The organism is Palleronia aestuarii (genome assembly GCF_003253995.1).
Lineage (GTDB): Bacteria > Pseudomonadota > Alphaproteobacteria > Rhodobacterales > Rhodobacteraceae > Palleronia > Palleronia aestuarii.
The window spans coordinates 69,099-87,684 of sequence record NZ_QKZL01000016.1 but is presented as its reverse complement, the minus strand read 5'-3'; the positions used below and the strand labels follow the sequence as shown (position 1 = coordinate 87,684).

The following is an 18,586-nucleotide window of genomic DNA, read 5'->3' as shown; positions in this document are numbered from 1 at the left end:
ACAGGCTCGCCACGAAGCCCGTTGTCTGGCGAAGCGGCAGGCCGAACAGCACCTTGATGGTCAGGCACGCTTGGATCGCCGCGTCCGAGAAGGTTTTCTGCCGCCCCTGCTTGCCCGAAGGCGCCGCGTGCCAAGCCATGCCCGGGTCGAACCAGACCGTCAGAGACCCGCGCTCACGCAGCGACGCGTAGTAACTCGACCAGTTCAGGGTGCGGTAACGGGTGGGCGCAGGCTTGGACATGCCGGACAGCTATGTCGCTGGACTCACGATGTGAATCCCACGCAGGCTTTCTGCAACAAGGCCATTTTCTGGCGCTTGTTCGCGGCCACAGCTTCCAGGATCTTGTTAAGTTCATCCAGGGTAGGGCGACGGGCACGTTCTTCGGATCGAGCGAGTACCTCGTCTTCCCACATGAGTTGCATGGCCTGTTTCAGGGCAGCGATGGGAACCGGATACTCGCGCCTCGATGCCCAGTCCAGCGTACTCACGAGGATGGATAGATATCCAGCGACGGTCTGGGGCTGCCGTTCTTCTCCCAGCATTTCGTCAGCGAGATTGGTCAAATCCCTCACCCTGAGCTCAGTCAACTTCATCTTCCCGAAATCGCTTGCCCTGAGCCACTCGAGTTGCTGCTTCGCCGATCGACCGAGGCTGGCATGCGTTGCCAATCGACCCGATATGGCATCAGCGACGGTATCGCCGGATCGTGACAACGTCTGCACTCCATCAATCTCGATCTCTGCAAGCTTTCTCTTCTTCCACTTCCTTGCCATGGCGAGCTTGGAGAAGGTCTTGGTAAAGCTGAAGGTCTTTCCGTCCACCGATTTCCGGATCTGAACGCGATAGGAGAGTCCCCCGTTCTCGCCGGGGATCTCTTGAATGTTCCGCTCTACGCTGCGAGACTTACCTCCTTCCCGTCGACGACCGTCTGAAGGTGTTGCAGGGCGCAACTCTGTACTACGTCGGCGGTTACCGTCGCCATGCGCCACTGCTTCGACAGGTTCGGTCTTCGTTGCGGGGGCGGAGGAGAAGGTTGTATTCGAGCCGGGAAATTGAATGATGTTGGTGGACACGGTCAGGCCTTCTTGGTCGATCTCGGGCGGTAGGTTGGTCCGGGTTGCGAAGCCCGGAAATCGAGGCTGCCTGACGGTGCTGGAGGGCCTCGCGACCGAGGGAGGTGCCCGCCGTTCGACTTGCTACGGCGTAGCAAATCCGTTCTTGAAACCCGGAAAAACCCGCAGAAACTCGCCAAAACCGGGAGATTTTCAAGTCCGACATCTCGCGGTGAAACAGTGATTAGCTTATATAAATCAACTGCTTGTTCGGCATCACGGCTTTCCGTGGCACCCATGATGGACTGGACGGACCGGCATTGCCGCTACCTGCATCGACGGATGTCGCTGCGGACGCTCCTCTATACCGAGATGGTGACGGCGCCGGCTCTGGTCAGGGGTGGTGCGACGCATCTGCTCGATCGCGATCCGTCCGAGCATCCGGTGGCCTTGCAGCTCGGCGGCTCCGATCCCGGGGAACTGGCGGCCGCCGCGCGGCTCGGTGCGGAGGCGGGATATGACGAGATCAATCTCAATTGCGGCTGCCCCTCCGACCGTGTGCAATCCGGGGCTTTCGGCGCCATCCTTATGACGCGGGCCGCGCTCGTGGCGGAATGCGTCGCCGCGATGATCGCCGCGCAACCCCGGCAAGTGACCGTGAAATGCCGGATCGGCGTGGACGATCAGGACCCCCGGTCGGTGCTTCCGGACTTCCTCGGCCGTCTCGTCAAGGCAGGGGTAAAGCGGGTTCAGATCCACGCGCGCATGGCGTGGCTGCAGGGATTGAGCCCCAAGGAGAACCGGGACGTCCCGCCGCTCGATTACGCGCTCGTCCACGAGATGAAGCGCGCCTTTCCGTCCCTCCACATTTCTCTGAATGGCGGGATCGGATCGCTAGAGATGGCCGAGGCGGCACTCGCCGAGGGTCTCGACGGGGTGATGATCGGGCGTGCGGCCTATCAGACGCCTTCGAGCATCCTCCTTTCCGCCGACCGGCGCATCTACGGCGAGACCGGATCGGAGCGAAGCGCTGAAGATGTGGCGCGCGACATGCTGCCCTATATCGAGGCGCATCTGGCCGCCGGTGGCAAGCTCGCCCAGGTGACGCGCCACATGCTCGGTCTGTTCGCCGGGCGCCCCGGTGCAAGAGCGTGGCGGCGGATCCTGTCGGAGGGAGCGCATCGCGCCGATGCGGGGCCGGAACTCGTCGAGCGCGCGCTTGCCGCGCTGGAAGTCGACGGGCAGCCGGCTGTCAGTCCCGCTGCTTGAGTCGCGCCGCCCGGCCGCCTCGGCGGCGTGCGATGCGCGGGGCCCGCGACGGCAATTCAACGAGGATGCGTTTCCGTTCGCTGGATGAGAGGCTCGACCATCTGGCAATCTCGTCGAGGCTGCGCAAACAGCCGATGCAGAGCCGTTCCTCCGGGTGGACCACGCAGATCTTGATGCAGGGGCTTTCGACCTCGTCCCGGCGCCAGACATCGTCATCAGACATCATGCGCCGTCCTGTACCGCATCCGGTCGAGTGCACCTTGCAGGATGTAGGCCGCAGCCACGCTGTCGATCCGGTCCGCGCGTTTGGCTCTGGACGTATCGGCCTCGATCAGCGCGCGCTCCGCGGCTACGGTGGACAGCCGCTCGTCCCAAAGGACGATGGGCAGATCGGTCAACCGCGTGAGATTGCGGGCGAAGGCGCGCGTCGACTGCGCGCGCGGCCCTTCGGATCCGTCCATATTCAGGGGCAAGCCCAAGACGATCCCGGCCGCCTCTCGCCCTGACGCGATCTCGAGAAGGCGGGCGGCATCGAGCGTAAATTTCCGCCGTCGGATCGTCTCGACCGGGCTAGCGATGGAAAGACGCGTGTCGGAGGATGCGACGCCGATCGTCGCAGTGCCGAGGTCGAGCCCGAGGATCGCCCGGCGAGGGGCGAGGGCCACAGCGAAGCCGGCGATGTCGTCGTGGATCATTCCGCGATCCCGGCACGTTCGGCCGCATCGTCGACGAGGGCCAGATCGGACGGGCTGCGCGCGAAGACGTCCTGTGCCTCGACATAGATACGACGCGCGGTATCGAGGCGGCCGAGGACGCCATAAGCCGCAATGAGACGGGCCCAGTCGGGCGCGGGGCCGCCTTCCGTTGCGAGACGTTCCGACAATCCCGCGACCATGTTCTCGATCATCGTCTGGCGATCCTCGGGCGACATCTGGGCCGCATCTGCCATCTGCGCGGCATCGGGACCCGGCGCCGCAGGCGCGGCCGGGGGGTCGTAGCGAATCCCTGCACTCGCTGCGATCTCAGGGAGTTGCGTGGCGATCGGCGTCATCCAGGGCGCGTCGGCGGGCCCCGCCTCGAGAAGGGCGGACCAGATACCGAAGGTCAGGTCCGGACGCCCGATCTGCGCAAGCGCGAGCCCCTTGAAGTACCGCGCCCGTCCGTCGCGCGGATCGAGGGTCAGCGCCGCGTCGAGCCGTGCTTCCGCCTCGGGCGACACGAACCCCCCCGCCGCGAGGATCATGATCTCGGCGAGGGCGGAGAGATCCTCCGCCTCCGCCTCCGTACCGAGCAGGTCGACGAGATGCTCCTGCGCGCGTTTCGCGGCGGAGAAATTGTTGAGCGCAGCTTCGTTCCGGGCAAGGAGGCGCAGGCCTTCGGTATCGTCGGGTCGCGCCTCCATCTCCCGGCGCAGGCGGGCCATGAGCGGTGCGAAATCCTCGGGCATCGTGCGTTCGTCAGGCAGGAACTGTTCCGCCCGGGCCTCCGCATCGATCTGTGATATACGCTCGGCCCGTGCCGCTTCCGCCATCTCGAGCCGGGTCCTGAGGCCAAGATCGCCGTAGCCCGGCGCACCGATCGCGGCGTAGAGGCCGAAACTGCCGCCGATGCCGAGGATCGCGATGACGCCGATGACGAGCCCGGTCAGAAGTTGCGGCGACCGTTCCGCGCGCGTGGTTTGATTGCGCGACGCGTCGAGCAGGCGGCGCTGAATCTCGAGCTCGGCTCGTTCGGCCTCATCCGCGTCGAGAAGGCCTTTCTCACGATCACGCCCCACCTCCGCGAGCTGATCTCGGTAGATCGCGAGATCCGCGGGCTCGCGGGCCTCGTCATCTCCCGGCCGCAGGACCGCGGCCAGCACCGGCAGAAAGGCCAGTGCGGCGCAACCGATGCTCAGGGCCCAGAACAGCATGATATCTCCGAGACGATCCGGCGCCGTCTTACCGAAACGGCAGGGCGGGTGAAAGCGGCAAGCCGGTGCGCCGGGTCACGATGCCGCAAGACGCGTCCGGCTTTTGCACGCGCGGGATCCGCCGATTTCTCCCGAATGCAGGAACCGCCCACATGATGAACCGTTTGTTAATCGAGCAATCCGTCAGGCCGTGCGGTGAGCCGCATGGTTACGGATTGAAATGACACGGCAATTCCTCGGAGGGACAAAATGGCTTTCGAACTTCCCGATCTTCCCTATTCGCACGACGCGCTCGCCGATAACGGCATGAGCCGCGAGACGCTGGAATATCACCATGATATTCACCACAAGGCCTATGCCGACAAGACGGCCGAGATGACGAGTGGCTCGGAGTGGGAAGGCAAATCGATCGAGGAGATCGTCAAGGGCACCTATGACAAGGGCGCCGTCGCGCAGTCGGGTCTCTTCAACAACGCCTCGCAATACTGGAACCACTGCCAGTTCTGGGAGATGATGGGTCCCGGCGAGAGCAAGATGCCGTCGGAACTCGAAACGGCCATCACGGACAGCTTCGGCTCCGTCGACAAGTTCAAGGAAGAATTCGCCGCGAAGGGTGGCGGGCAGTTCGGATCGGGCTGGGCCTGGCTCGTGAAAGACAGCGACGGCGGTCTCAAGGTTACCTCGACGGAGAATGGCGTGAATCCGCTTTGCTTCGGACAGACGGCGCTTCTCGGCTGCGACGTGTGGGAGCATTCCTATTACATCGACTTCCGCAACAAGCGCCCGGCCTACCTGTCGAACTTCCTCGAGAAGCTCGTGAACTGGGAGAGCGTCGCCAGCCGGATGTGATCCAGCCGTCACGTTAGCTCGAAGGCCCGCCATCGGCGGGCCTTTCTCGTTTCGAACGACGGAACAACGGTGTCTCCGATCCGTTGCGGATCAAAGGATTAGAGGAGAGGACGATGGCAGAGCGTAAAAGATCGAAGGACGGCGTGAGCGAGACCGAGCAATTCGTGGACGACACGGCGGCACCGAGCCATCAGGGTCGTGCCGAGGGTGAGTTGGAACGACAGGTCGGCACGCGGGACGAGGAAAAGCAGCGTGTAGGCGGCGGTGGTGCCACGCGCGTGACGAAGTCCGACGAGGAGGGAGAAGGAAATCTCGGCGGGCATCACGGAACCGGCGCAGACGAGGAGGAATAACATGGCCCGACTGACGCAAGGCACCTGGGTGCTGATCGCCGACGGTGAGAAGGCGCTGATCCTCGAGAACCAGACCGATCACGAGGATCCGTATTTTACCGTCCTGACCAAGGAAGAGCAGGAGAACCCGCCAAACCGCGAGCAGGCGGCCAACCGTCGCGGTCGTTTCAATGACGGACCGAACGTCCAGCGGTCGGCCGTGGAAGATACCGACTGGCACCAGCTTGCCAAGGAGCGGTTCGCAGATGACCTGGCCGAGATGCTCTACAACCGTGCGCATAACGGGGCGTTCGAGAGCCTCGTCGTGGTCGCGTCCCCAGGTGTGCTCGGTGACCTGCGGGCCAAGGTCCACAAGGAGGTCGAGCGCCGGGTGATCAAGGAAATCCCGAAGACGCTCACCAATCACGAGATCGAGGATATCGAGCGCCTCGTGAAGTCCGAAATGGACAACTGATCCCGCTCAATCCGTCCCGCGATAAGGCGGGGCGTATTGCAATGCCATGTCCCAGGGGAAGAAAATCCAAGTATCTTGGCTGACTTCCGTGACGAACGTATCGACGGTCGCGCGGCCCTTGGGCTTGGCATACACCGTCGCATAATGCGCTTTCGGGAAGAGCGCGCGGCAAAGCTCCAGCGTCTTGCCGCTGTCGACGAGGTCATCGATCACGAGGATTCCCTCTCCGTCGCCCATGAGCCCGATATCGGGCGACTTCAGAACGCGAGCTTCCGAACGGGATTGGTGATCGTAGCTCTTCACGCTGATCGTATCGACCGTGCGGATATCGAGTTCGCGGGCGACGATCATCGCGGGCGCCATCCCGCCGCGGGTAATGGCCACGATTGCCCGCCATCCGCCGCCCCGCTCCCCGGCGCCGCCTTCCGGACCCGCACCGTCCAGCCGCCAGGCTAGCGCCCGCGCATCGCGATGGATCTGGTCCCAGCTTACGTGGAACCCCTTTTCGTGTGGCAATCGCTCGACCATACCGTTCGTTACCCTTCCGTGATCACGTCACTGCCACCTTTACCCCGAGAGCGCCGAGAATGCTGCCGAATACGCGATCCAGAACGGTTTTCGCACGCCCATAGGCGCGCCGTGCCCGCTCCAACGAGAAGAGGCGCGCGACGACGAGATACCATGCCGTCTCGACCCAAAGAATATTGAGTAGGATGATGGTGCGATCGCCCATGTCGGCGCTCGGCGGAACGAGGCCCACGAAGACTGCGCCGAAGAAGACCGCCGGCTTGGGATTGGCCAGCATCGAGGCAAGTCCGAGGCGGATGGCCGCGGCCGCGCCCCGAGGCGGCGCGTCGGGTGCGATCACCGGCATCGGATCGGGTGCGTGCCGCCACATGGAGTACGCGAGATAGACGAGGAAGATCCCTCCTGCGACTTTCAACGCGACGAAGAGCGGCGGGACGATCTCGAAGAGCAGCGCAAGACCGGCAAGCGCCCCGAAGGCCCAGAGCATCGCCCCGAACCCGAAGCCGAGCGCGAGGCAGGCTGCCGGACGGAACCCTTCGGTGGCGGCCGTGCGTATCGAGAGGACGAACGACGGGCCGGGGCTCATCGCGGCGAGAAGATGGACGAGAGCCACACCGACGATCGCGGAAAGGGTCATTCCGGGACTCCGGATCGCTGGCGGGACCGAACCACGTCAGTCCTTGGTGATGTCCGGCGCGTCGACGGCCTTCATGCCCACGACGTGATACCCGGCATCGACATGCAGCACCTCCCCCGTCACGGCCGATCCGAGATCGCTGAGGAGATAGAGCGCGGACCGGCCGACTTCCTCCTGCGTGACGGTGCGGCGCAGGGGGGCGTTGTACTCGTTCCATTTCATGATGTAGCGGAAATCACCGATCCCCGAGGCCGCTAGGGTCTTGATCGTACCGGCGCTGATCGCGTTCACGCGGATGCCGTCACGGCCCAGATCCTCGGCGAGATAGCGCACCGACGCCTCGAGCGCCGCCTTGGCGACACCCATGACGTTGTAATGCGGCATGACCTTCTCCGCACCGTAATAGGTAAGGGTCAGGCCCGCCCCCCCATCCGTCATCAGCTTCTCGGCACGCTGCATGACGGCCGTGAACGAATAGACCGAGATGTCCATCGACATCCGAAAGTTCTCCCGGCTCGTGTCGACATAGCGGCCGCGAAGTTCCGACTTGTCGGAAAAGCCGATCGCGTGGACGACGAAGTCGATCCGGCCCCAGCGATCCCGGAGGGCATCGAACAGCGCGTCGAGACTGTTCGCGTCGCCCACGTCGCAGGGCAGGACCACGTCCGATCCAAGGCTTTCGGCCAGCGGTATGACCCGCTTCTTCAACGCATCGCCCTGATAGGAGAAGGCGAGCTCCGCGCCGGCGCCGGACAGCGCCTTCGCGATCCCCCAGGCGATCGACTTGTCGTTCGCCAATCCCATGATCAGTCCGCGCTTGCCCGCCATCAAATCCGTTGACATTTCGCGCCTTTCACCGATCCTCGAACGTTCCGCTGCCTTTAGGGGATTGTTCCCCCGGCATCAAGCTCATCTCCCGGAGGAACAGATCGTGACATCTCCGTCTCCCGTCTTCGGCGCGACCGATCCCGTCGACCTTGTACGTGACTGGCTCGCGAGTGCGTCCGAGACCGAGGTCAACGACCCGAACGCAATCGCCCTGGCCACGGTCGATCCGGCGGGCGTGCCGAACGTGCGGATCGTCCTTCTCAAGGAGATCGATGACGAGGGATTCGTGTTCTACACGAACTACGAAAGCCGCAAGGGATCGGAGATTGCCGCGACGGGTCAGGCGGCCTTCACGATGCACTGGAAGAGTTGCAGGCGGCAGGTTCGGGCGCGAGGGCCGATCTCGCGGATCCCGGACGAGCGCTCGGATGCCTATTTCGCATCGCGGCCTCTTGACTCGCGTTTGGGGGCCTGGGCATCTATACAGTCACAACCCCTAGCGGATCGCGGCGCTCTCGAGACCCGTATAGAGGAGGCTCGGGCGCGTTTCGGCGAAAATCCCCCACGTCCCCCGCATTGGGGCGGATTTATGCTGACCCCACTAGAAATTGAGTTCTGGGCCGATGTAGAGTTTCGTCTGCATGACAGGGAAGCTTGGCGTCGCGACGATCTTGCCAAAAGTTGGTCCGCACGGCGTCTTTTTCCCTAGATTGTTCTGGACGATCCTCTTGCATGGTGAACGGCGATAACGACGCTATCATGTTTCGCAAAATCGAGATGAGGGCGGGCGCTGCTTGCATGAATGAATTGTCTGAGGGCGACGAGACGAACGCATCGATCATGACCGGTCAGGTCAAATGGTTCGATAGTGTGAAGGGATACGGGTTCGTGACCTCGGCCGAACTCGGTCGGGACGTGCTGCTGCACGCCAATGTTCTGAAGAACTTCGGGCAAAGCTCAATCAGCGACGGAAGCACCGTGACGATACGAGTAGTCGAGACGCAGCGTGGTATGCAGGCCCAGGAAATCCTCGAGATCGTCCCGCCGTCCGTCGAAACGGCTGATCTGGCCGATCAATCCTTCGACCCGGAACTAGACGGGGGCGAACTCGAACCCGCGCGCGTGAAATGGTTCGATCGTTCGAAGGGCTTCGGATTCGCGAACGTTTTCGGACGCCCCGAAGACGTCTTTATCCACATCGATGTCCTGCGGCGGTCTTCCCTCGCGGATCTCCAGCCGGGCGAGGCGATTGCGATCCGCGTGGCCGATGGAGACAGAGGGCGTCTTGCGACGTTTGTGAGCATATGGGAAAGCGCGATAACATCCTCCTGAGCGGGGTATTCATTTTCGGTCTCGTCGCGTCCGCGGTCGGGCTCCGGGCGGAATGCGCGCCGGGGGTGGTCGAATTGCGGGGCGATTGGGGCGCGGCCCGCTTTCACGTCGAACTCGCGGACGACGATGCCGAGCGGGCCCGCGGCCTCATGCACCGCGAGAGCCTCGCGGCCGGACGCGGCATGCTCTTCGTCTACGATCGCCCCCAGCGAACGTCATTCTGGATGCGCAACACACTCATCCCGCTCGACATCATCTTCGCCGATGCAGAGGGCGTCGTGACGCGGGTGCACGAGAACGCGGTGCCCCTCGACGAAACGCCGATTCCGGGCGGCGACGCGGTGCAGAGCGTCCTCGAGATCAATGGCGGCCTGTCCCGCAAGATCGGCATCGGTCCCGGGACGGAACTCCGGCACGCGGCCCTGCCGCAGGATGGTTCGGCATGGTCCTGTGACGCCGAGGCGAACTAGACCCTTTCCAACGCGCACCGTCGCTTATATGGACACCGTGTCGGGGCGTGGCGCAGCTTGGTAGCGCGGCGGTTTTGGGTACCGTAGGTCGTAGGTTCGAATCCTATCGCCCCGACCATCTCCGACATTTTCGGCATTGAAACGGGTCGCCGGGAATGCCTCTATGGACGGCGTTATCGGGTCGATCCGGGAGGGGTGAGATGTTCGGTCAGCTTGATCGGAGGCGCGTTCGATGAACGGGCTTCTCAGTGTCTCGCAGGTTGTCGACCGCGTAACGGGCTGGATCGGGCGGACCATGGCGTGGCTGCTTCTCTTGGCCGTGATCGTCAGCGCGGGCAACGCCGTGATCCGGAAGAGCTTCAATCTTTCGTCGAACGCCTGGCTCGAGCTGCAATGGTATCTCTTCGGCGCGGTCTTCATGCTCTGTGCGGCCTGGACGTTGCGGGAGGACGAGCATGTTCGCGTGGACGTGCTGTCGCAGCGTCTCTCGACCCGCTCGCGGGTCTGGATCGACCTCGTATGCCACATCCTTTTCCTGATGCCGTTCGCGATACTGATGACCTATCTGTCCTGGCCGTTCGTCGTGAGCTCCTTCCTGTCCGGCGAGCAATCGAACAATGCAGGCGGTCTGATCCGCTGGCCGGCGAAGCTTTGGATCCTCGCGGGCTTCGCGCTCCTCGTTGCCCAGGGCGTGTCGGAGATCATCAAGCGCGGCGCGATGCTGACGGGCCATCTGCCGATGCCGGAGGAGAGTGGGGCGGAGGATGATCTGCCGCCCGCGGCCCGGGAAGCCGGAGCGCGCGACGCATGATCGAACTCATCGCACACAATCTCGCGCCCATCATGTTCATCTCCGTGATGGGGATGTTGATCCTCGGCTATCCGGTGGCGCTGACACTGGCCGCGGGGGGGCTCTTCTATTTCGTCGTGGGCGTGGCGCTCTCCGATTATTCGAACGAGATCAATCTTTTCTGGCCGCTTTTGAGGGCGATGCCCGAACGGGTCTTCGGCATCATGTCGAACGACACGCTGCTCGCGATTCCGTTCTTCACCTTCATGGGGATCATCCTCGAACGATCCGGCATGGCGGAGGATCTGCTCGATACGGTCGGACAGCTCTTCGGGCCGATCCGTGGCGGCGTGGCCTTCGCCGTGGTGCTCGTCGGTGCGCTGCTTGCAGCCACGACGGGCGTAGTCGCGGCGTCCGTCATCGCAATGGGTTTGATCTCCCTCCCGATCATGCAGCGATACAATTACGATCAGTCGGTCGCTACAGGCACCATCGCCGCGGCGGGTACGCTGGCGCAGATCGTGCCGCCCTCGCTCGTCCTTATCGTCATGGCGGATCAGCTCGGCGTGTCCGTGGGCGACATGTATCTCGGTGCGATCTGGCCCGCGCTGATCATAATCGGGGTCTATTGCCTCTACATCTTCGCGTTGACGATCCTGCGTCCCGATTCCGTGCCCGCTCTCCCGCCTGAGGAACGGCGGCTCGGCGGCGGGGTCTGGTCGCTCGTCGCGATGATCGCCCTCTCGGTCGTCCTTTACTTGGTGGCCGCGCGCGTCCTGTTCGCGGAAGCGATCCCCGCATCGCGCGTGGTCTACGCCGCTGCCTTTTCCGTCGTCATCTGCTACGCGATCGCGCTCGCGAACCGTCATTTCGGGATCGGCGTTCTCTCACGTCTTGCCGAGGAGGTGGTGATCGTCCTTATCCCGCCGCTCGCGCTGATTTTCCTCGTCCTCGGGACGATCTTTCTCGGCATCGCTACGCCTACGGAAGGCGGTGCGATGGGCGCCGTCGGTGCGCTCCTTCTCGCACTGGCGAAAGGAAGGCTGGATTTCGCAACCACCCGCTCCGCGGTCGAGGCGACGGCAAAGCTGTCGGCCTTCGTCCTCTTCATCCTGATCGGCGCGCGGGTGTTCGGCCTGACCTTCTACGGCGTCAATGGTCAGGTCTGGCTGGAGGAACTCCTCCTCGGGCTGCCGGGCGGCGAGTACGGATTCCTCATCGTCGTCACCATCGTGATCTTCATCCTCGGCTGCTTTCTCGACTTCTTCGAGATCGCGTTCATCCTCGTGCCGCTTCTCGCCCCGGTGGCGCAGACGCTCGGCATCGACCTCATCTGGTTCGGCGTCATCCTGTCGATGAACCTGCAGACGTCGTTCCTGACACCGCCGTTCGGCTTCGCGCTCTTCTATCTGCGATCCGTGGCCCCGACGCGGGATTGGCATGACGAGAGCAGCGGCCGGAAACTTCCACGGGTCCGCACCGTAGAGATTTATCGCGGCGTGCTGCCTTTCATCGGCATTCAGTTCCTGCTCATCCTCCTCGTCATCTTCGTGCCGGGACTGGTCACCCATTACGACGATGCGCGACAGAACCGGGGCTCGGTTACGGCGCCGGCGGCCGAGGGCGATGCCACCGGCGGCCTCAACTTCGGAACGGGCGGCGGATCCTCTGCCCCGTCGGGTGATTTCAATTTCGGCGGTGGGGGAGAATCGGCCGAGCCGTCGGAGGGTGCCTCCGGCGGTACGACCGGCGGTTTCAATTTCGGCGGCGGAGCGAACGAGACGACGGCACCATCCGACGAGCCCGCTCGATCTGGGGGTGGTTCCGATTTGAACATCGATGCAGGAAACGCGGAGCCCACCCCTTCGGGTGGTGATTCCGCCCCAGCTGACGAACAATCCGGAGACGACGCGACCGGTGGCTTCAATTTCGGAAATTAATCGAGCCGTTCAGAGCCTGCCTTGCAGTCGTGTCATCCGCGCCTCGCTGATATCCAAGGCCGTCAGCGTCATGCGGAACCCGTCGAGAAGCGTGTCGCTGTGCAGGATCTTCGCGATGTTCACCAAGGCGCGGTACCGCATGAGCCGGTAATCCGACATGCTCTGTGCCGTCATCGACATCGCGAAATCTCGCACACGGGCAGAGGTAAAGCGCTTGGCGCCAAAGGTCGATTCGTCGAAGGGAACGGGCTGACGCGCGGCTATCTCACGCGAGAGCTTCGGGTCGGCAGAGCGGATCACGTCATCGAGCCGATCCAGGTTGGCACGCCCAAGATCCATTTCCGCTAGGGCGAGGCCGCGCAGCGCGGGGCTTCGTGCATTGTCGACGATCCAGGAAAAGATCGAGAGGGCCTGCATTTCGGCGCGGTAGGTTTCGTGGAGGGCATGCCGATAGAGTTCACGCAATTCATGCGTGTCCAAGGTGATGACGTTCAAAACTTCACCTCATGATTGTAAAATTCAGTCGATCAAATCTTTGTTCGCTATTAAAGTGAACGGATTGTCAGAAATCAATCCTGATCGATGGTCTCCAACCATCTTCAAGTCGAGCGGACGGCCCGAGGGCCGCCCGCGATCGTGTCATTGCTGCGCGGGAAGTTCGCCTGCGCGCTGCTTGTTCTGCATGAAGTTGGAGAACGTCGTCTCGGCCACCTGCTGCCACAGGAAATGCTCGGCCTGGAACGCCATCATGCTGTCGTAGATCGGCTTCCAGTCCGAATCGCTCGAAGAGATATCGGAGTAGAGTTGCAGTGCCGCGTCGTAGGTCGCGTTGAGCACGTCCTCGGGATAGGCGCGAAGCTGCGCGCCGTTCGACACGAGCGAGCGGAGCGCGGTGGGGTTCTTGTAGTCGTATTCCGCCATCATCTCGGTATTCGCGGCGCGGCAGGCCGTGGCAAGCAGGCTCTTGTAGGTGTCCGACAGCCCGTCCCACGAAGACTGGTTGATGAAGCAATTGAGGGTCAGGTTCCCCTCCCACCAGCCGGGATAGTAGTAGTAGGGTGCCACTTGGTAGAAGCCGAGTTTCTCGTCGTCGTAGGGCCCGATCCATTCCGCCGCGTCGATCGTTCCGCGTTCGAGCGCAGGGTAGATATCGCCGCCCGCGATCTGCTGCGGCGTCACGCCGATCTGCTCCATGATCTGGCCCGCCAGTCCCGCGATCCGCATCTGCAGGCCCTGCATGTCCTGCAGCGAATTGATCTCGCTGCGGAACCAACCGCCCATCTGCGTGCCGGTGTTGCCCGCGGGAAGGTACTGCAGCCCTTGCGCGTTGTAGAACTCGTTCAGCATGTCGAGGCCGCCGCCGTAATACAGCCAAGCGTTCATGCCGCGGTTGTTCAGGCCGTAGGGGATGACCGCGCCGAGTGCCCAAGTCGGCGACTTCCCGACATAATAGTAGGCAGCGGTGTGGCACATCTCCACGGTACCGTTCTGCACGGCGTCGGCGGCCTGAAGGCCCGGCACGATCTCACCGGCGGCGAAGACCTGGATGTCGAACGCCCCATCCGTCGCCTCGCGCACGTACTTCGCCACGTCCTGCGCCCCGCCGAAGATCGTGTCGAGCGCGGGCGGGAACGACGAGGTGCATCGCCACTGGATGCGGTCTTGCGATTGCGCGAGGGCGGGGGCGGCAAGGGCGCTGGCCCCCGCGCCGCCCACGGCGGCGGTCCTGAGAAATCTGCGACGGTCCATATCTGTCCTCCCTGGGGATCGTTACGACGGGAATTCTAGCGCCATCGGCAGGGTCAAGCCAGCGGATGGTGCGGGTCCCGGACGAATCGATCTCCCGGAAAAATCGCAAGATGTAGCGTCAGTTCGAGGTCGGTCGCCAAATGCGGTACGTTCTGCCTAATCGATTGGCGGTGCGCCGTTTCCCGGCGCAACACCGCGGAACAGGCGATTCTACAGGCAGATCTCCCTAAACGTGTGCACCTGCATGGACTTACGGGCACTTAGCCGGATCGGAGCGTTCCGCATGGTTCGGGGTGAGGGAAGGTCAAGAGATTTTGTCGGTGGATAAGTCGAAGAATCGCTTTGACGAGCACGGCGCTTTCGCTCCAGTTTGTGTTCAGCCGACGGGGCGACACCATATGTTGTTGGTCTTCACCCTCCATCCCATCGCGTGGGACGGAGCGGGAAACCTGCGCGTGTCGCCCGCATCGTGCGGGAACAGGGCGGCAAAGCCGCAGAAGAACGAGGGACGCCATGAAAATCGAGCGCAGTTTCACGCGGGCCGGGCAGGACGCCTATGCCGATCTGGACTTCACCACGACGATCTCCGAGATCCGCAATCCCGACGGAACGGTGGTGTTCCGCAACGACTCCGTTGAGGTGCCCTCGACCTGGAGCCAGGTGGCCTCCGACGTCATCGCGCAGAAGTATTTCCGCAAGGCGGGCGTGCCCTCGAAGCTCGTGCGCGTGAAGGAGAAGGGCGTGCCCGAGTTCCTCTGGCGCTCCGTCGCGGCCGAAGGCGCGGAGATGGGCGGGGAGACTTCCTCGAAGCAAGTCTTCGACCGGCTCGCGGGTGCCTGGACCTATTGGGGATGGAAGGGCGGCTATTTCACCTCGGAGGAGGACGCCCGCGCCTATTTCGACGAGATGCGCTTCATGCTCGCCACGCAGAAGGCCGCGCCGAACTCGCCGCAATGGTTCAACACCGGCCTCCACTGGGCCTACGGCATCGACGGGCCCGCGCAGGGTCACCATTACGTCGATTACCGTACCGGTGAGCTCACGAAATCGTCCTCGTCCTACGAGCATCCGCAGCCGCATGCCTGTTTCATCCAGTCGGTCTCCGACGACCTGGTGAACGACGGCGGCATCATGGATCTCTGGGTGCGCGAGGCACGGCTCTTCAAGTATGGATCCGGCACGGGCACCAACTTCTCCTCGCTGCGCGGCGAGGGCGAGGCCCTCTCGGGCGGCGGCCGGTCCTCCGGGCTCATGGGTTTTCTCAAGATCGGCGACCGCGCGGCGGGTGCGATCAAGTCGGGCGGCACGACGCGGCGCGCGGCCAAGATGGTGATCTGCGACGCCGACCACCCCGACATCGAGAGCTTCATCAACTGGAAGGTCATCGAGGAGCAGAAGGTCGCCTCGATCGTCGCCGGCTCAAAGATGCACGAGGAGAAGCTCAACGGCATCTTCGCGGCGATCGGCGCGTGGGACGGCCGGGCGGAGGACGCCTACGACCCGAAGGTGAACCCCGCCCTGAAGGACGCGGTGAAATCGGCCAAGAAGGTCGCGATCCCGGAGACCTATATCAAGCGCGTGCTCGACTACGCGCGGCAGGGCTATGCCTCGATCGAATTTCCGACCTACGACACCGACTGGGACAGCGAGGCCTATTCGTCGGTCTCGGGCCAGAACTCCAACAACTCGATCCGCGTGACCGACGCCTTCCTCAAGGCGGTGAAGGACGACGCCGATTGGGAACTCGTGCGCCGCACCGACGGCAAGGTCGCAAAGACCATCAAGGCGCGCGATCTCTGGGAGCAGGTGGGCCATGCCGCCTGGGCCTGCGCCGACCCCGGCATCCAGTTCCACGACACCGTCAATGCCTGGCATACCTGCCCGGAGGACGGCGCGATCCGGGGCTCGAACCCGTGCTCGGAATACATGTTCCTCGATGACACGGCCTGCAACCTCGCGTCGATGAACCTGCTGACGTTCCTGCATGACGGGACGTTCGACGCCGAAGGCTACGTGCACGCGACGCGGCTCTGGACGATCACGCTCGAGATCTCGGTGATGATGGCGCAGTTCCCGTCGAAGGAAATCGCGCAGCGGAGCTACGATTTCCGGACGCTCGGCCTCGGCTACGCCAATATCGGCGCGCTCCTGATGAACATGGGGCATGGCTACGACAGCCCGGAGGGCCGTGCGCTCTGCGGCGCGCTGACCGCGCTCATGACCGGTGTGAGCTATGCCACCTCGGCGGAGATGGCGGGCGAGCTCGGGCCCTTCGCGGGCTATGCCCGGAACGCGAGCCACATGCAGCGCGTCATACGCAACCATCGCAACGCCGCGCAGGGTGGAACGGTGCCATACGAGGGGCTGGAGGTCGCGCCGGTCGCCCTCGATCACGCTAACTGCCCCGATCCACGGCTCGCCGACCTCGCGCGCAATGCCTGGGACGAGGCGCTGAGGCTGGGCGAGGCGAACGGTTTCCGCAACGCGCAGGTTTCCGTCATCGCACCCACCGGCACGATCGGCCTCGTCATGGATTGCGACACCACGGGCATCGAGCCGGATTTCGCGCTGGTGAAGTTCAAGAAGCTCGCGGGCGGCGGTTACTTCAAGATCATCAACCGCTCCGTGCCTGCGGCGCTCGACAATCTCGGCTATTCGTCGGCCCAGATCGAGGAGATCGTGGCCCATGCCGTCGGCCACGGTTCGCTCGGGAACGCGCCGGGCGTGAACCATACCGCGCTCATCGGTCACGGCTTCGGCCCGGCCCAGATCGAGGCCATCGAGGCGGCGCTGCCGTCCGCCTTCGACATCCGCTTCGTGATGAACCAGTGGACGCTCGGGGAGACGTTCTGCCGCGACACGCTCGGCATCCCGGCGGCGAAGCTCGCCGACCCGACCTTCGACCTGCTGCGGCACCTGGGCTTCACGCGGAGCCAGATCGACGCGGCCAACGACCATGTCTGCGGGACCATGACGCTCGAGGGGGCACCGCACCTCGATCCGAAGCACTACCACATCTTCGACTGCGCCAATCCCTGCGGCAAGACCGGCAAGCGCTACCTCTCGGTGGAGGCTCATATCCACATGATGGCTGCCGCGCAGAGCTTCATCTCCGGTGCGATCTCGAAGACGATCAACATGCCCAACGACGCCTCGATCGAGGCGTGCAAGGCGGCCTACGAGTTGTCGTGGTCGCTGGGCGTGAAGGCCAACGCGCTCTACCGCGACGGCTCCAAGCTCTCGCAGCCGCTCGCCGCCGCGCTGGTGGAGGACGACGAGGAGGCGGAAGAGATCCTCGCCACCGGTTCGGCGCAGGAAAAGGCCGCGGTCCTCGCGGAGAAGATCGTGGAGAAGGTGATCGTCAAGGAGGTCGCCCGCGGCCGGGAGCGGATGCCGGAACGGCGCCGCGGCTATACCCAGAAGGCCATCGTCGGCGGCCACAAGGTGTATCTCAGGACCGGGGAATATCGCGACGGCAAGCTCGGCGAGATCTTCATCGACATGCACAAGGAAGGCGCGGGCTTCCGGGCGATGATGAACAACTTCGCCATCGCCGTCTCGGTCGGCCTGCAATACGGCGTGCCGCTCGAGGAGTTCGTGGACGCCTTCACCTTCACGAAGTTCGAACCGGCGGGCATGGTCCAGGGCAACGAGGCGATCAAGAACGCGACCTCGATCCTTGACTACATTTTCCGCGAACTGGCGGTGAGCTATCTCGACCGGACCGACCTTGCCCATGTGAAGCCCGAAGGTGCGAGCTTCGACGATCTCGGCCGCGGCGAGGACGAGGGCAAGCGTCGCCTGTCCGACGCACCGGAGAAGGGCGGCTCTTCCCCGCTCGAGGTTCTCCGGCAGGTCGCCTCCTCGGGTTATCTGCGCAACCGTCTCCCGCAGGACCTCGTGCTGCTGCAGGGCGGCATGAGCGCGGCAGTTGCCCCGGAGGAGCCCGGTGCGGTGAGCACGCTGAGATCGACGGGTTCGGAGACGGCCGTGGCCACCTCGATGGACCCGCGCGCCAAAGCCCGGATGCAGGGCTACGAGGGTGATCCTTGCGGCGAATGCGGCAACTATACGCTGGTCAGGAACGGCACCTGCATGAAGTGCAACACCTGTGGCGGAACCAGCGGCTGCAGCTGAGGAACCTGTGGGCAGGAGGCAGACGTTGCGGCGTCTGCCTCCTGTTCATCCGGCGAACACCTGGTACGCTGCTGCGCCGCTTGAACTTAGTGATTCGAGGAAGAAGTGGTCGGCCCCACCCAAGGGCCGATGCTCCGATCAAAACACAGAGCATCGGTACTGGCTCTACTGAGCTACTTCGAAGCCTCCCGTCGCCATAGCCACCCGCGCTCGTGACCAGGCGAGATCCATTCAAGACCCGTTACACGCCGTGGCGGGGCATTCGGACGCGCCGGCTCTCTGCGT

General features: G+C 63.7%; 20 protein-coding genes and 1 tRNA gene. 11 read left to right on the top strand and 10 right to left on the bottom strand.

Annotated features, from left to right (window positions below; all coding sequences use genetic code 11):
* Positions 1-241: transposase (locus LX81_RS15450; RefSeq protein WP_211322787.1), on the bottom strand; the 241-nt coding region annotated here is incomplete at its 3' end.
* A gap of 23 nt (positions 242-264) precedes the next feature.
* Positions 265-1,074 carry a site-specific integrase gene (locus tag LX81_RS15445; protein ID WP_211322786.1) on the bottom strand — a complete coding sequence of 270 codons (810 nt, stop codon included), beginning with the start codon at positions 1,072-1,074 and terminating at the stop codon, positions 265-267.
* Positions 1,075-1,293: 219 nt separating this feature from the next.
* Here LX81_RS15445 and dusA point away from each other — a divergent pair, with 219 nt between their 5' ends.
* The gene (gene dusA, locus LX81_RS15440; RefSeq protein ID WP_272939492.1) at positions 1,294-2,322 is read left to right on the top strand and encodes a tRNA dihydrouridine(20/20a) synthase DusA; all 1,029 of its coding nucleotides are present in this window, start codon (positions 1,294-1,296) and stop codon (positions 2,320-2,322) included.
* Here dusA and LX81_RS15435 read toward each other — a convergent pair.
* From LX81_RS15435 to ccmI, 3 genes are read right to left on the bottom strand one after another with little or no spacing between them, the layout of a single operon-like run.
* Positions 2,306-2,545, bottom strand: a complete 240-nt coding sequence (locus LX81_RS15435) for a DUF1289 domain-containing protein (protein ID WP_111538217.1) — start codon at positions 2,543-2,545, stop codon at positions 2,306-2,308. The two genes, dusA and LX81_RS15435, sit on opposite strands and share 17 nt — an antisense overlap.
* Positions 2,538-3,017 (bottom strand): Holliday junction resolvase RuvX, encoded by a 480-nt coding sequence (gene ruvX / locus LX81_RS15430; protein ID WP_111538216.1) that lies wholly within the window; start codon positions 3,015-3,017, stop codon positions 2,538-2,540. Before ruvX ends, LX81_RS15435 begins: the two co-directional genes overlap by 8 nt.
* Entirely contained in the window at positions 3,014-4,234 is a 1,221-nt protein-coding gene (gene ccmI / locus LX81_RS15425; protein WP_111538215.1) for a c-type cytochrome biogenesis protein CcmI, read from the bottom strand. Before ccmI ends, ruvX begins: the two co-directional genes overlap by 4 nt.
* Positions 4,235-4,483: 249 nt before the next feature.
* Here ccmI and LX81_RS15420 point away from each other — a divergent pair, with 249 nt between their 5' ends.
* The 3 genes from LX81_RS15420 (at position 4,484) to LX81_RS15410 (ending at position 5,890) form a co-directional block, all read left to right on the top strand.
* Positions 4,484-5,083, top strand: a complete 600-nt coding sequence (locus LX81_RS15420) for a superoxide dismutase (protein ID WP_111538214.1) — start codon at positions 4,484-4,486, stop codon at positions 5,081-5,083.
* A gap of 113 nt (positions 5,084-5,196) precedes the next feature.
* The gene (locus LX81_RS15415; protein WP_111538213.1) at positions 5,197-5,436 is read left to right on the top strand and encodes a hypothetical protein; all 240 of its coding nucleotides are present in this window, start codon (positions 5,197-5,199) and stop codon (positions 5,434-5,436) included.
* 1 nt (position 5,437) lies between these two features.
* A complete protein-coding gene (locus LX81_RS15410; protein ID WP_111538212.1) occupies positions 5,438-5,890 on the top strand; it encodes a host attachment family protein in 453 nt (150 codons plus the stop codon).
* 6 nt (positions 5,891-5,896) lie between these two features.
* Here the strand turns inward: LX81_RS15410 and gpt are convergent, their stop codons facing one another.
* From gpt to fabI, 3 genes are read right to left on the bottom strand one after another with little or no spacing between them, the layout of a single operon-like run.
* On the bottom strand, positions 5,897-6,418 hold the full coding sequence (gpt, locus tag LX81_RS15405) for a xanthine phosphoribosyltransferase (protein ID WP_111538211.1): 522 nt from the start codon (positions 6,416-6,418) through the stop codon (positions 5,897-5,899).
* A 22-nt stretch (positions 6,419-6,440) separates the two neighbouring features.
* Positions 6,441-7,055, bottom strand: a complete 615-nt coding sequence (locus tag LX81_RS15400; protein ID WP_111538210.1) for a LysE family translocator — start codon at positions 7,053-7,055, stop codon at positions 6,441-6,443.
* A gap of 36 nt (positions 7,056-7,091) precedes the next feature.
* The gene (gene fabI / locus LX81_RS15395; protein ID WP_111538209.1) at positions 7,092-7,898 is read right to left on the bottom strand and encodes an enoyl-ACP reductase FabI; all 807 of its coding nucleotides are present in this window, start codon (positions 7,896-7,898) and stop codon (positions 7,092-7,094) included.
* Positions 7,899-7,986: 88 nt separating this feature from the next.
* Here fabI and pdxH point away from each other — a divergent pair, with 88 nt between their 5' ends.
* The 6 genes from pdxH (at position 7,987) to LX81_RS15365 (ending at position 12,415) form a co-directional block, all read left to right on the top strand.
* On the top strand, positions 7,987-8,592 hold the full coding sequence (pdxH, locus tag LX81_RS15390; protein ID WP_373280287.1) for a pyridoxamine 5'-phosphate oxidase: 606 nt from the start codon (positions 7,987-7,989) through the stop codon (positions 8,590-8,592).
* An 89-nt stretch (positions 8,593-8,681) separates the two neighbouring features.
* A complete protein-coding gene (locus tag LX81_RS15385; protein ID WP_234822638.1) occupies positions 8,682-9,215 on the top strand; it encodes a cold shock domain-containing protein in 534 nt (177 codons plus the stop codon).
* Complete coding sequence (locus LX81_RS15380) at positions 9,188-9,685, top strand: DUF192 domain-containing protein (protein ID WP_111538208.1); 498 nt, start codon at positions 9,188-9,190, stop codon at positions 9,683-9,685. Before LX81_RS15385 ends, LX81_RS15380 begins: the two co-directional genes overlap by 28 nt.
* A 41-nt stretch (positions 9,686-9,726) precedes the next feature.
* Positions 9,727-9,803 (top strand) — tRNA-Pro (locus tag LX81_RS15375).
* 114 nt (positions 9,804-9,917) lie between these two features.
* Positions 9,918-10,496 carry a TRAP transporter small permease subunit gene (locus LX81_RS15370; protein WP_111538207.1) on the top strand — a complete coding sequence of 193 codons (579 nt, stop codon included), beginning with the start codon at positions 9,918-9,920 and terminating at the stop codon, positions 10,494-10,496.
* Positions 10,493-12,415: a TRAP transporter large permease gene (locus tag LX81_RS15365; RefSeq protein ID WP_111538206.1), complete on the top strand. Its 1,923-nt coding sequence runs from the start codon at positions 10,493-10,495 to the stop codon at positions 12,413-12,415. The genes LX81_RS15370 and LX81_RS15365 overlap by 4 nt, the downstream gene beginning before the upstream one ends.
* Positions 12,416-12,424: 9 nt before the next feature.
* On the opposite strand, the gene LX81_RS15360 is transcribed toward LX81_RS15365, so the two are convergent.
* Positions 12,425-12,910, bottom strand: a complete 486-nt coding sequence (locus LX81_RS15360; protein WP_111538205.1) for a DUF892 family protein — start codon at positions 12,908-12,910, stop codon at positions 12,425-12,427.
* Between the two features lie 144 nt (positions 12,911-13,054).
* Complete coding sequence (locus LX81_RS15355) at positions 13,055-14,164, bottom strand: TRAP transporter substrate-binding protein (protein ID WP_111538204.1); 1,110 nt, start codon at positions 14,162-14,164, stop codon at positions 13,055-13,057.
* Positions 14,165-14,677: 513 nt separating this feature from the next.
* Between LX81_RS15355 and LX81_RS15350 the strand changes: the two genes are divergently transcribed.
* Positions 14,678-18,301 carry a vitamin B12-dependent ribonucleotide reductase gene (locus LX81_RS15350; RefSeq protein ID WP_111538203.1) on the top strand — a complete coding sequence of 1,208 codons (3,624 nt, stop codon included), beginning with the start codon at positions 14,678-14,680 and terminating at the stop codon, positions 18,299-18,301.
* The last annotated feature ends 285 nt before the right edge of the window (positions 18,302-18,586 follow it).

What these genes read in the sequence shown, in the direction of transcription:
- LX81_RS15435 (WP_111538217.1), bottom strand. Translation starts at nt 2,545, where the DNA reads ATGTCTGATGACGATGTCTGGCGCCGGGACGAGGTCGAAAGCCCCTGC.
- ruvX (WP_111538216.1), bottom strand. Translation starts at nt 3,017, where the DNA reads ATGATCCACGACGACATCGCCGGCTTCGCTGTGGCCCTCGCCCCTCGC.
- ccmI (WP_111538215.1), bottom strand. Translation starts at nt 4,234, where the DNA reads ATGCTGTTCTGGGCCCTGAGCATCGGTTGCGCCGCACTGGCCTTTCTG.
- LX81_RS15420 (WP_111538214.1), top strand. Translation starts at nt 4,484, where the DNA reads ATGGCTTTCGAACTTCCCGATCTTCCCTATTCGCACGACGCGCTCGCC.
- LX81_RS15415 (WP_111538213.1), top strand. Translation starts at nt 5,197, where the DNA reads ATGGCAGAGCGTAAAAGATCGAAGGACGGCGTGAGCGAGACCGAGCAA.
- LX81_RS15410 (WP_111538212.1), top strand. Translation starts at nt 5,438, where the DNA reads ATGGCCCGACTGACGCAAGGCACCTGGGTGCTGATCGCCGACGGTGAG.
- gpt (WP_111538211.1), bottom strand. Translation starts at nt 6,418, where the DNA reads ATGGTCGAGCGATTGCCACACGAAAAGGGGTTCCACGTAAGCTGGGAC.
- LX81_RS15400 (WP_111538210.1), bottom strand. Translation starts at nt 7,055, where the DNA reads ATGACCCTTTCCGCGATCGTCGGTGTGGCTCTCGTCCATCTTCTCGCC.
- fabI (WP_111538209.1), bottom strand. Translation starts at nt 7,898, where the DNA reads ATGTCAACGGATTTGATGGCGGGCAAGCGCGGACTGATCATGGGATTG.
- LX81_RS15385 (WP_234822638.1), top strand. Translation starts at nt 8,682, where the DNA reads ATGAATGAATTGTCTGAGGGCGACGAGACGAACGCATCGATCATGACC.
- LX81_RS15380 (WP_111538208.1), top strand. Translation starts at nt 9,188, where the DNA reads ATGGGAAAGCGCGATAACATCCTCCTGAGCGGGGTATTCATTTTCGGT.
- LX81_RS15370 (WP_111538207.1), top strand. Translation starts at nt 9,918, where the DNA reads ATGAACGGGCTTCTCAGTGTCTCGCAGGTTGTCGACCGCGTAACGGGC.
- LX81_RS15365 (WP_111538206.1), top strand. Translation starts at nt 10,493, where the DNA reads ATGATCGAACTCATCGCACACAATCTCGCGCCCATCATGTTCATCTCC.
- LX81_RS15355 (WP_111538204.1), bottom strand. Translation starts at nt 14,164, where the DNA reads ATGGACCGTCGCAGATTTCTCAGGACCGCCGCCGTGGGCGGCGCGGGG.
- LX81_RS15350 (WP_111538203.1), top strand. Translation starts at nt 14,678, where the DNA reads ATGAAAATCGAGCGCAGTTTCACGCGGGCCGGGCAGGACGCCTATGCC.